Here is an 11,724-nt window from a genome sequence, read left to right as displayed (position 1 = left end):
GTGCGGCCGGGCGCCCCCCCCCGCGGGCGGGGCACCTCGGTGGCGCAGCGGCTGACCGCCAGCGGGCCGCGGGTGCGGAAGCGGCAGCCGCTGGGCGGGGCGCGGGGGGTGGGCGGGTCGGTGGGGAGCAGGCCGGTGTCGCGCAGCGGGCGGCCGGGTTCGGGGACGGCGGCGAGCAGGGCGGCGGTGTAGGGGTGGGCCGGGGCGGCGAGGACGGCCTCGGTGGGGCCGCGCTCGCAGATGCGGCCGAGCTGGAGCACGGCCACCTCGTCGCTCACCGCCCGGACCACGCCGAGGTCGTGGGAGATGAAGAGGCCGGCCAGCCCGCGCTCCTCGGTGAGGTCGCGCAGCAGGTTGAGCACGGTGGCCTGGGCCGAGACGTCGAGGGCGGAGACCGCCTCGTCGGCGATCAGGACGCGCGGTCCGGCGGCCAGCGCCCGGGCGATGGCGACCCGCTGGGCCTGTCCGCCGGAGAGCTGGTGGGGCCGGCGGTCGCCGAACAGGGCGGGCGGCAGGCCGACGGCCTCCAGCTGCCGGGTGACGATCTCCTCGCGGTCCCGCTCGCGGGCCGGGTCGGGGTGGGCGTCGAGGGGTTCGGCGACGAGGTCGCGGACCCGGCGGCGCGGGTTGAGGGAGGAGAGCGGGTCCTGGAAGACCATCTGGAGGCGGGGCCGGACGGCCCGCAGGGCCCGCGGGGAGAGCGTGGCGAGGTCGGTGCCGTCGAGGGTGACGGTGCCGGTGGTGGGCGGGGGCAGCCGCAGCAGGGCCTTGGCGATGCTGCTCTTGCCGGAGCCGGACTCGCCGACCAGGGCGAGGGTGCGGCGCGGATACAGGGCCAGGTCGACGCCGCTGACGGCGTGCAGCGGGCCGGAGCGGGTGCGGTGGACGACGCCGAGGCCGGTGGCGTCCAGGACGGCCGTACCGGCGTCGGCAGTTCCGGCGTCGGCAGTTCCGGCGCCGGCGGTGTCGGGGGCGACGGTTTCGGGGGTGGTGGTCATGCCGCGGACTCCAGTTCCTCGGGAGCGGTGGGGTCGGCCGCGGTGAGCGGGAAGTGGCAGTCGACGGTGTGTCCGTCCGCCCCGTCCGCCGCCGTGCGGGTGGGCGGCGGGGTCGTCGTGCACAGCTCCGTCGCCCGCTCGCAGCGCGGGGCGAAGGGGCAGCCGGGGATGGGCCGGGTGAGGTCGGGCGGTGAGCCGGGGATGGCGGGCAGGGTGCGGCGCAGCGGGCCGGTGACCCGCGGGACGGAGCGCAGCAGCGCCGCCGTGTAGGGGTGCCGGGGATTCCGGGTGACGGCCTCGGTGGAGCCGGTCTCGACGATCCGGCCGCCGTACATGACGGCGATGCGGCGGGCCCGCCCGTACAGCAGGCCGATGTCGTGGGTGATCAGCAGGGTGGCCAGGCCCCGGTCGACCCGGTGCTGGTCGAGCAGGTCGAGGACGGTGCGCTGGACGGTGACGTCGAGGGCGGTGGTGGGTTCGTCGGCGAGCAGCAGGACGGGTTCGCCGGCCAGGGCGGCGGCGATGCCGACGCGCTGGCGCAGGCCGCCGGAGAGCTCGTGCGGGTGGGCGCGGGCCCGCCGGGCGGGGTCGGGGACGTCGACGGCGGCGAGCAACTCGGCGGCGGTGCGCAGCCGTTCGCGCCGGGACAGGCGGCGCCGGTTGGTGATCGACTCGGTGACCTGGTCGGCGATCCGGACGACCGGGTTGAGCGAGGTCATCGGATCCTGGTGGACCATGGCGATGCCGGTGCCGAGCAGTTCGGCGCGCCGGGCGGGGGTGGCGGCGAGCAGGTCCTCGCCGTTCAGCCGGATCTCGCCGGTGGCGACGGCCCTGGTGGTGCGCGACCCGACGCCGAGGACGGCGCGGGCGAGCACGGACTTGCCGGAGCCGGACTCGCCGACCACGCCGAGGCACTCGCCGGCCGCGATGGTGAGGCTGACGCCGTGCAGGACGTGCAGGGCCCGCCCGTCGGGGGTGTGCAGGACGGTGTCCAGCGAGCGGACGTCGAGGACGGGGGCGGAGGTCATCCGCGCGCTCCCTTCGTGGCGGTGGACTTCGCAGCGGCGGGCTTGGCTGCGGTGGGCTTGGCTGCGGCGGGAGCGCCCGAACGCAGGTGCTCCCCGAGGTAGTTGAGGGCGAGGACGGTCAGGCAGAGCACCGCCGCGGGTGCCAGCGAGATCCACGGCGCGCTGCCGAGGGTGGTGCGGCCCTCGGCGATGATGCCGCCCCAGGAGGGCTCCGGCGGGCGCAGCCCGAAGCCGAGGAAGCTGAGCGAGCCCTCGGCGACGATGGCGACGGTGGTGGCGGTGAAGGCGAAGGTGAGCGCGATCGGCAGGACGTGCGGGACGATCTCGCGACGCAGGATGCGCAGCGGGGCGGTGCCGATCATGCGGGCGGCCTGGACGAAGCCGCGCTCGGCGAGCGAGAGCACGACGGCGCGCACCACCCGGGTGAAGTGCGGGACGGTGAACAGCCCGATCAGGCCGCCGATGACGGTGAGGCCGGGGCCGCGCATCGAGACCACGATCATCACCAGGATCAGGCTGGGCACGGACATCAGCAGGTCGGTCGCGAAGCCGATGGCCTTGTCGACCGGGCCGCGGAACCAGCCGGCGGCGAGGCCGAGCGCGCCGCCGCCGAGCAGCCCGACCAGGACGGTCAGGGCGGCGACGGTGAAGGAGGCGCGGGCGCCGGCGACGGTGCGCTGCAGGATGTCCCGCCCGGAGCCGTCGGTGCCCAGCCAGTGGCCGGGGCCGGGGGCGGCGGAGGGGTGGGCGAAGTCGCCGTGCAGCGGGTCGAAGCCGGGCAGCAGGGGCAGCAGCAGGGCGGCGAGGGCGACCACGGCCAGCCAGGCCGCGGCGGCGAGCACCCCGGCCGGCGGGCGGCGGCGGGCGGTTGGGGTCCCGGCGGCGATGTCGGCGACGTTCCCATCGGTCTCGGTGGTCTCGGTGGTCCCGGCGGCGCTCTCGGCGGTCACGGTGGTGGTCTCAGCGGTGCTCATGGGCGATCCTCGGGTCGATCGTGCGGTACAGCAGGTCGACCGCGAAGGTGGCCGCGACCACGGCGACGGCGCTGACCACCACCACGGCCTGGACGACCGGGAAGTCCCGGCCGGCGATGGCCCCGGAGACCAGGCTGCCGACGCCGGGCACCGCGAACAGCGACTCGACCAGCACCGAGCCGCCCAGCGAGGTCCCGATGCCGATCCCGATCAGCGTCACCAACGGCAGGCTGGACGGCCGCAGGGCGCGGCGCAGCAGCAGCCGGGTGGTGCCCATGCCGCGGCTGCGGGCGGCGGCGATGTACGGCTGGTCGAGGGTGTCGAGCAGCTGCCCGCGCAGGGTGCGGGTGAACACGGCGGCCTCGGTGAGGCCGAGGGTGAGGGCGGGCAGCACCAGGTGGCGCAGGTTCTCGGCCGGGTTCTCGGTGAACGGGATCCAGCCGGTGGCGGGCAGGACGCGCAGCTGGACGGCGGCGATCCAGATGAGCAGCAGGCCGAGGGCGAAGCCGGGGACGGCGAGCCAGCAGAAGGTGGCGGTGGTGGCGAGCCTGTCGAAGGTGCCGCCGGGCCGCCAGGCGGAGAGCAGGGCGACGGGCACGGCCAGGCAGAGCGCCACCAGCTGGGCGGCGAGGAAGAGTTCGAGGGTGACGGGGACGCGGTCGGCGAGTTCGCCGGTGACGGCCGCTCCGGTGGACAGCGAGTGGCCGAGGTCGCCGTGCAGGGCGTCGCCGATCCACTGCCAGGTGGCGGCGAGCACGTTGCGGTCCAGGCCGAGCCCGGCCTCGTAGGCGGAGATCTGCTCGGGGGTGGCGGTGGGGCCGAGGGCGGCGACGGCGGGGGAACCGGGCATCAGGTGGGGCAGGGCGAGCGCGCCGACGGCGACCAGCAGCAGGACGGCCGCGGCGCGGCCGAGCTGCCCGCCGTACCGCAGGGCGGTCCGGGTGCCGGGGGTCATCGCTTCACCCACAGGGTGGCGGGGGAGACGTTGAGGACGGTGCGCCTGGACAGGTCGGGCAGCCCGCCGACCTTGGCGGTGCCGAGGAAGCCGACGGTGTTCTCGGTGAGGAAGACCATCGGCGCCTCGCCGACGACCCGTGCGGCGGCCTGGCCGTAGGCGGCCGAGCGCTTGGCCGGGTCGGTCGAGGCGCGGCCCTCGGTGATCGCCTTCTGGGCCTCGGGGTCCGACCAACTCATGAAGTTGTACGGCGAGTTCGGCAGGTAGAGGCTGCTGAGCGCGGTGTCGGTGTCGCCGAACATGCTGGTGATGAAGTCCATCACCTGGAACTTGCGCTGGAGCATCGCGGTGCCCAGGCCCGCGTTGTCGAGCGGCTTGACGGTCATCCTGATCCCGGCCTCGCCGAGCATCTGCTGGAGCACGGTGGCGCGCTGCTGGGCCTCGGGGCGGCTGTCGACGAGGTACTCGAAGGCGAGGTCGGGGTGGCCGGCCTCGGCCAGCAGGGCACGGGACTTGGCCGGGTCGTGGGCCGGGTACCCGGCGGCGGTGCGGTACGGGGAGCGGGAGCCGATCGGCCCGTCCGCGACGGAACCCTGACCGAGGAAGACGACCTTCTCCAGGGCCTTGCGGTTGATCGCGTACTGCACCGCCCGGCGGACCCGGACGTCGTCGAAGGGCGCGGCCTTGGTGTTGAACAGCACGGTGCTGGTGGAGCCGGGCCCGGTGGCGGTGCGCAGCCCGTCGGCGGCGGCCTGCTTGAGCTGGCTGGGCGTCTCGGTCCAGATCAGGTCGGTGTCGCCGGAGCGCAGCGACTGGTAGCGGCTGTCGGCGTCGGGCAGGACCCGGTAGACGAGCTTGTCGGCGTGGCCCTTGGCGCCCCAGTACGCGGGATTGCGGGTCAGGGTGACGGAGACTCCGGGCTGCACGCTCTCCACGGTGTACGGGCCGGAGCCGACGGCGGGGGAGTCGCCGGACGGGGCCTCGGAGACGTAGCCGAGCGAGCGGGTGAACAGGTTCGGGAAGGCGGCGTCGGGCGCCTTGAGGGTGAAGGCGACGGTGGTCGGGCCGGTGACGGTGGTGGATCCGATGGCGGCCGCGTCGAGGGCGCAGGCGCACTTGCTCTCCGGCTTGGCGAGCCGGGTGACGTGGTCGGCGACGGCCTGGGCGTCGAGCGGCTTGCCGTCGCTGAACGTCACGCCCTCGCGCAGGTCGAGGGTCCAGACCGTGGCGTCCGCGTTGGGGGTGAAGGACTTGGCGAGGTACGGCTGGACGGTGCCGTTGTCGCCGTTGACCATCAGCGGGTCGTACAGGGCGTTGGCGAGGACCATCATCGGCATCTGGATCAGCGTTCCGTCGGCCGGGTCGAGCTTGGCGAACGGCCGGTCCAGGCCGATCTTGAGCGTGCCGCCGTCCACGGTCGGCCCGTCGGCCGCCGCTCCGGTGTTCCCGGCGGCGGCGCCGGTGCCGGACAGGGCGTCGTCGGAGGCGGAGCAGGCGGTGAGCGTGAGCGCGGCCGTGCAGGCCGCGGCTACCAGGAGGTGGGTGTGCCGCTTCATGGTTCCTCGGTTCGGGGGGTGCGGGGGCGGCCAGGGGGAGTGCGGCCGCCGACGTCCACACCATTTCGGAAGTGGCAGTACTGCCAAAAGGCAGTTGTGCAAACTTCGGATGACGAAACCCGGAAGAGTCGGCTCCCGCCTTGAGCGAGCACGGTCGGACGTGATTCGGTACTGACAGCCGCCCCCTCGGCGGCCCCACCGACGCCCGGACCGGGCACTCGCCCGGGACCGGATCAGGCACTCGCCCGAGACCGGAACAGACCGACTCGGAACCGACTCGGAACCGACTCGGACACCCAACTCACCGAACAGGAGCGGAAGAACGATGCAGGGGACGGACACCGCGGCGGAGCCGGGCATGCGCGACCGCAAGAAGGCGCGCACCCGCGACAGCATCCGCTCCGCGGCGCTCGACCTCTTCGAGGAGCAGGGCTACGAACGCACCACCGTGGACCAGATCTGCCGCCGCGCCGACGTCGCCCACCGCACCTTCTTCCGCTACTACCCGGCCAAGGAAGCCCTGCTGTTCGGCTGGGACTTCGGCCACGTCGTCCTCGACGCCTTCGCCGCCGCTCCCGCCGAACTCTCGCTCTGGGCCGCGCTCGAACACGCGCTGACCGTCACCGGCGGACGGCTGGAGGAGCCCGTCGAGCACACCGAGCGCCGCCGGCGGCTGCGCAGGGGCCTGCTCGAAGTGCACTCCGTCCACAACTACGCCCTGGTCGTCATCGACGCCTTCATCGAACACACCGTCACCATCGCCGCCGAGCGGCTCGGCACCGACCCGGACACCGATCTGCGCCCGACCGCGCTCGGCGCGATGTTCGGCGGCATGGTGCGGCGCCACATCCTGATCGGTCAGGAGAGCGGCACGCTGGCCGGCTGGGTCAAGGCCTACCGGGACGTGCTCGCCGTGGCGGGCTGACCCGAGCCCCGTCACCGTTCCCGTTCCCGTTCCCGGGCGCGCTGCCGGCCGCCCGGACGGCACCGCACGCCCAACTCCCCCCCTCCGCAGCCCCTCGTCACCCCTCGCGCGGCCCTGCCGCGCGCCTTCGCCACACCTCTCGTCACACCCCTCGCAAGACCCTTCGCACATCCCGAAAGGCCCCCGCATGTCCCTGGTCAACTTCCGCGACCCCGCCGTGCTCGCCGACCCCGCGAGCCGCTGGATCCGTCCCGGCGCCGTGTTCCGCTCCGCCCAGCCCTTCCCCGCCGCCGACGCGGACGTCGTCGCCCAGCTGCGCGAGCACGGCGTCACCACCGTGGTCGACCTCCGGGGCGAGGCCGAGAGCAGCCCCGAGGACTGGGCCGCCGCCGAGGCCGCCGGCATCGCCGTCGTCGCCGCCCGGATCGAGCCCACCAACGACGAACTGGCCCAGGCCATGCGGACCATGACCACCGCCGAGGACCTCGGCGCCTTCTACCTGCTGATGGCCGAGTCCGCGCCGCAGGCCCTGGCCGCCGCCGTCGAGGCCACCGCCCGCCCCGGCGGGGTGCTGGTGCACTGCGCCGCCGGCAAGGACCGCACCGGGCTGCTCACCGCGCTGCTGCTGGAGCTGCTCGGGGTGCCCGCCGAGGAGATCGTCGCCGACTACGCCCGCACCAACGAGGCGATCCAGCAGATCTGGGCCGGCCTCGCCGACCGCAACCGCGCCGCCCTCAACGAGGCCGAGGCCGGCCGACTGGTCGTCCCCGCCCCGCTGCTGGAAGCCCCCGCCGGAGCGATGAGCGCCTTCCTCGACCTGGTCCGCACCAAGCACGGCGGCGCCGCCGCCTTCCTGGCCACCTGCGGGGTCACCGCGGAAACCCTGGACGCCTTCCACGCCAAGGCCGCCGCCCGCACTGCGACTGCCGTCCGCACCGCCGTGTCGAACGCCGCCGAGGTGACGGCATGACGACGACCCTGCTGCACCACACCGACGGCACGCCCTTCCGCGACCTCAACCACAACGGCACCATGGAGCCCTACGAGGACCCGCGGCTGCCCGTCGAGGAGCGGGTCGAGGACCTCCTCGGCCGGATGACCGTGGAGGAGAAGGCCGCGCTGATGCTGCACGGCCGGATGCTCCCCGGCGAACACCCGCCGTTCCCCTCCGGCGCCGACCTGATCACCGAACGCGGCCTCACCCACTTCGCCATGATGGCCGTCCCCGACCCGCGCGCGATGGCCGCGTGGAACAACCACGTCCAGGACCTCGCCGCGGCCGCCCGGCTGGGCATCCCGGTCACCCTCTCCTCCGACCCCCGGCACGGCTTCACCGCCAACCCGGCCACCGCCCACACCGGCGGCGGCTTCAGCACCGGCCCCGAGCCGATCGGCCTCGCCGCCACCGACGACCCCGAACTGGTGCGCCGCTACGCCGACCTGATCCGCCGCGAGCTGTGCGCCGTCGGCATCCGGGTCGCCATCCACCCGATGGCCGACCTCGCCACCGAGCCCCGCTGGGCCCGGATCAGCGGCACCTTCGGGGAGGACCCGGAGCGCGCCTCGCGCATGATCACCGCCTACATCGAAGGCCTCCAGGGCGAGCGGATCGGCCAGGACAGCGTCGCCTGCATGACCAAGCACTTCCCCGGCGGCGGCCCGCAGGCCGGCGGCGAGGACTCGCACTTCGCCGCGGGGCGCCGACTGGTCTACCCCGGCGGCGAGTTGGAGACCCACCTGCGCCCCTTCGAGGCGGCCTTCGCCGCGGGCACCGCGCAGATCATGCCCGCCTACGCGATCCCCTCCGGCAGCGGCCTCGCCGAGGTCGGCGCCAACTTCAACCGGGACGTCATCACCGGCCTGCTGCGCGGGCGCTACGGCTTCGACGGCGTGGTCTGCACCGACTTCAACGCCATCACCGGCATGAGCGTCCCCGGCGTGGTCACCCTGCCGCCGCGGCACTGGGGCGTCGAGGAGCTGTCCGTCGCCGAGCAGGTCGTGCTCACCCTCGACGCGGGCGCCGACCAGCTCGGCGGCGAGACCGACCCGGAGCTGGTCCTGGCCGCCGTCCGCTCCGGCGCCGTCACCGAGGCCCGGCTCGACGAGTCGGCCCGCCGCATCCTGCGCGACAAGTTCCGCCTCGGCCTCTTCGACGACCCGTACGTCGACGTGGAGGCCGCCGCCGAACTGGTCGGCACCCCGGAGGGCCGGGCGCTCGGCCGCGAGGTCCAGCGCCGCTCCGTGGTCCACCTGGCCGGCGAGCCGCGTACGGCCACCGCCGCCACCCGGCTCTACATCGAGGGCATCGACCCGCAGGTCGCCGCCGGGTACGGCAGCCTCGTCGAGCACCCCGAGCAGGCCGACCTGGCCGTCGTCCGCCTCGCCACCCCGTACGAGCGGCGCGAGGGCATGCTCGAACAGCACTTCCACAGCGGTTCGCTGGAGTTCGAGGCGGCCGAGGTCGAGCGGTTCACCGCCCTGGCCGCCGCTGTCCCCACGGTCTTCGCCGCCCAGCTGGAACGGCCAGCCGTGCTCACCCCGCTCGCCCCGCACGCGACCCTGCTGATCGGGGAGTTCGGCGCCGCGGACGAGGTCGTCCTGGACGCCGCCCTCGGCCGCGCCCCGATGACCGCGACCCTCCCGTTCGACCTGCCCGCCTCCGACGCCGCCGTCGCCGCCTCCCGCGAGGACGTCCCCTTCGACACCCGCGCCCCGCTCTTCCGCCACGGCCACCGCGCCCCCGCCGGAAGCTGACCCACCCCGCCCCGGGGAGCGCCCCCGGGGCGGGTCCTCGTATGCCGGCGCTCGGTCAGCAGCGTCGAGCCCCTTCCGATCCCGGCCGACGCCAAGGTTCACCTCGGCCGGATGCGACCATGGCACGGAGCCGGGGGAGCGACCAGCGACCATCATTCGGCCGGGCCTGCTCGGTCACGCTTGTACGGGGTGCGGTGTCATGGTGAAGGACTGGCGGGGCGACAGGATCGGCAGTGCGCTGAAAGGTACGAACCCCACGGTGCTCCGGCGGCTCGACGCCGGCTTCGCGGTGATCGGCGACGTGCAGTTCCTGCCCGGCTACTCGGTCCTGCTGGTGGACGAGCCCGGTGTGCAGCGGCTGTCCGATCTCCCGCGCGGCAAACGAACGGCCTTCCTGGCGGACATGGACCGGCTGGGTGAGGCCGTGGAGCGGGTCTGCCGGCGCCTGGATCCGGAGTTCCGGCGCGTGAACCTGGAGATCCTCGGCAACACCGACAACTTCCTGCACGCGCACGTGTGGCCGCGGTTCGAGTGGGAGAACCCGGATCGCGTCCGCCGCCCGGTGTGGCTGTATCCCGCGGAGAACTGGCGCGATCCGGCCATGGCGCTCGGACCGGAGCACGACGGCCTGCGGGAGGCGATCGGGGGCGAGCTCGACGGCTTGTCCACGTGAGCAGGCGGTCGGTTCGGTCGACCGCCTGCCCGCCGACACGGCAGAGCGCACCGCAGCACTCCTCGACCCGCCGGCCCGGCCGCCGCCGGCCCTCGTCGCTCCGGCCCACGTCGCCGGCCCCGGCCACGACCACTCCTTCGCGGCGGGCGAGAGTGAGTGCCGCGGCTGTCCGTTCGGGGGTCGCGAAGTCCGGATCGTGGAAGAGGGAACGCTCCGCGAGCTGTGCGTTCCCCTTGGTGGGGCGCAGAATCAGCCGCCAGAGCAGCGACGGGTCGAGGATGCGCAGCGCCCGGGTGACCTCGCGGCCGAAGCCGGCGCTGTTGAGCAGTGTCAGCGAGGACACGCGCTCGGGGGCGTGAACGGTGAGCTGCATCGCGATGGCACCGCCGAGGGAGTTGCCCCGGCTCAAAGAGCTGGTCGACCCCCGGCTGTCGCAGCGGGTCGAGCCCGTTCGCGCTTCGGGGTGTCCCTGCGCGGGCGGGAGCAGGGCCGGAACGGACGGTAGCCGCGCCGGCGGCGGTCACAGGCAGCGGAGCAGGGCCGGACGGTCCCTCGTGCGGACGGCGGGGAGCCAGGCGGTGGTGGGTCCCGGCAGGCGGATGCGGTACCAGAGGGTGGACACGAGGTCCTCCTCGTTGATGACGGGGAGGCCGGTCGGGAGCTGGCAGTCGGCGTCGAGGGTGTCGTTGTGCCAGACCCGCACGGGGACGACGTTGTCGGCGGTGTAGGGGCGCAGGGGGTCGACGGCCAGGCCGAGGCTGCACTGGGGGTCGCGGTCGGTGCGGTCCTGACAGCCGCGTTCGGTGTTGAAGACCCGGACGTGGGCGGGCTGTCCGGACGGTCCCGGGTGCGGCCAGAGGGCGGTGCCGGTGACGGCGACCGTGGCGCAGGAGGCCAGGGCCAGCAGAGCGGTGCGAGGGCGAGGGTTCGGGCGGCGCGCGCGCCGGCCGGGGCGGTGGGCGCGGATGCGGGTGAGCAGGCTCTCCGCGGTGTGCGGGGCGCGGGCGGTGTGGGTGGGGGCGAGACAGTCGGCGGCCAGGGCGCGCCAGAACGGGGGGACGGCGGCGGCCAGCCGCAGGGCGGCGCGGCCTTCCGCGTACTGCTGGGTGGCGGCGCAGCGGGCGGCGGAGGTGGCGCCGGGGAACGGCCGGCCGCCGGCGGCGAAGACCTCGTGGATCACGATGCCGAGCGCCCAGATGTCAGCGGTGGTACGGATCTTGACGCCGTGTTCGCCGAGGGGTTCCTTCCAGCGTTCCGGCGGGAGGTAGTCGGGGGTGCCCATCGGGGAGCCGTGGCCGTGGGTGCCGGTGAGCTCGATGGCGAGGCCGAAGTCGGAGAGGCGGACCTCTCCGTCCGCGCCGATGAGGACGTTCTCCGGCTTGAGGTCGGTGTGGACCCAGCCGGAGCGGTGCAGGTGGGCCAGGCCCTCGCAGATGCCGGTGACGATCCTGGCGCCGTAGGCCTCGTCGATGCCGATGGCGAGCAGGTCGCGCAGGGTGCACCGGGCGCGTTCCATGACCAGGACGATCGCGCCGTCGAGCGACGGCTGGTCGGGGGCGGCCAGGACGACGGCATCGAGCAGCCGCACCAGCCGGGGGTGCGGGGCGGTACGGCCCAACTCGGCTTCGCGCCGGGCGGCTTCGGCGACCTGGCGGGCCTGGCGGGGCGCGAGTCCGGCGGTCAGCAGCACCTTGAGGGCGACCGTGTCATCCGGCCCGCCCCCGCCGTCGGCCCGGCGGGCGGCGTATACCGTCGCCCAGCCGCCCTCACCGATCAGCCCGGTGACGGTCCACTCTCCGACCCGGTGGCCGGTCGGCAGAAGTTCCTCGCCGTCCCCGGGGAAGGCCGGGTTCTGCGGCAT

At 74.6% G+C, this 11,724-nt stretch carries 10 protein-coding genes; 4 read left to right on the top strand and 6 right to left on the bottom strand.

The annotated features are described in order from the left end of the window. The 5 genes from ACFWJ4_RS32835 to ACFWJ4_RS32815 form a co-directional block, all read right to left on the bottom strand. The coding region (locus ACFWJ4_RS32835; protein WP_380550651.1) for an ABC transporter ATP-binding protein at positions 1-998 on the bottom strand (998 nt) is incomplete at its 3' end. Continuing rightward, positions 995-2,026 carry an ABC transporter ATP-binding protein gene (locus tag ACFWJ4_RS32830; protein ID WP_380550648.1) on the bottom strand — a complete coding sequence of 344 codons (1,032 nt, stop codon included), beginning with the start codon at positions 2,024-2,026 and terminating at the stop codon, positions 995-997. The genes ACFWJ4_RS32830 and ACFWJ4_RS32835, both read right to left, overlap by 4 nt. Next, on the bottom strand, positions 2,023-3,000 hold the full coding sequence (locus ACFWJ4_RS32825) for an ABC transporter permease (RefSeq protein ID WP_380550645.1): 978 nt from the start codon (positions 2,998-3,000) through the stop codon (positions 2,023-2,025). Before ACFWJ4_RS32825 ends, ACFWJ4_RS32830 begins: the two co-directional genes overlap by 4 nt. Continuing rightward, positions 2,987-3,955: an ABC transporter permease gene (locus tag ACFWJ4_RS32820; protein ID WP_380550642.1), complete on the bottom strand. Its 969-nt coding sequence runs from the start codon at positions 3,953-3,955 to the stop codon at positions 2,987-2,989. Before ACFWJ4_RS32820 ends, ACFWJ4_RS32825 begins: the two co-directional genes overlap by 14 nt. Further along, a complete protein-coding gene (locus ACFWJ4_RS32815) occupies positions 3,952-5,511 on the bottom strand; it encodes an ABC transporter substrate-binding protein (protein ID WP_380550639.1) in 1,560 nt (519 codons plus the stop codon). Before ACFWJ4_RS32815 ends, ACFWJ4_RS32820 begins: the two co-directional genes overlap by 4 nt. 325 nt (positions 5,512-5,836) lie before the next feature. Between ACFWJ4_RS32815 and ACFWJ4_RS32810 the strand changes: the two genes are divergently transcribed. The 4 genes from ACFWJ4_RS32810 (at position 5,837) to ACFWJ4_RS32795 (ending at position 9,863) form a co-directional block, all read left to right on the top strand. Then, positions 5,837-6,436, top strand: coding sequence for a TetR family transcriptional regulator (locus ACFWJ4_RS32810; protein ID WP_380550636.1), 600 nt, complete (start codon positions 5,837-5,839; stop codon positions 6,434-6,436). A gap of 187 nt (positions 6,437-6,623) precedes the next feature. Continuing rightward, positions 6,624-7,406, top strand: coding sequence for a tyrosine-protein phosphatase (locus tag ACFWJ4_RS32805; RefSeq protein WP_380550633.1), 783 nt, complete (start codon positions 6,624-6,626; stop codon positions 7,404-7,406). Beyond that, entirely contained in the window at positions 7,403-9,190 is a 1,788-nt protein-coding gene (locus tag ACFWJ4_RS32800; RefSeq protein WP_380550631.1) for a glycoside hydrolase family 3 protein, read from the top strand. Before ACFWJ4_RS32805 ends, ACFWJ4_RS32800 begins: the two co-directional genes overlap by 4 nt. Before the next feature lie 199 nt (positions 9,191-9,389). Next, complete coding sequence (locus tag ACFWJ4_RS32795; protein WP_380550628.1) at positions 9,390-9,863, top strand: diadenosine tetraphosphate hydrolase; 474 nt, start codon at positions 9,390-9,392, stop codon at positions 9,861-9,863. A gap of 520 nt (positions 9,864-10,383) precedes the next feature. Here the strand turns inward: ACFWJ4_RS32795 and ACFWJ4_RS32790 are convergent. Then, positions 10,384-11,724 (bottom strand): serine/threonine-protein kinase, encoded by a 1,341-nt coding sequence (locus ACFWJ4_RS32790; RefSeq protein ID WP_380550625.1) that lies wholly within the window; start codon positions 11,722-11,724, stop codon positions 10,384-10,386.

It is taken from the genome of Kitasatospora sp. NPDC127067, from assembly GCF_042724755.1.
GTDB lineage: Bacteria > Actinomycetota > Actinomycetes > Streptomycetales > Streptomycetaceae > Kitasatospora > Kitasatospora lactacystinica.
Note: the sequence above shows the minus strand (reverse complement) of the source record. Positions and strands in the feature narration are given on the sequence as shown.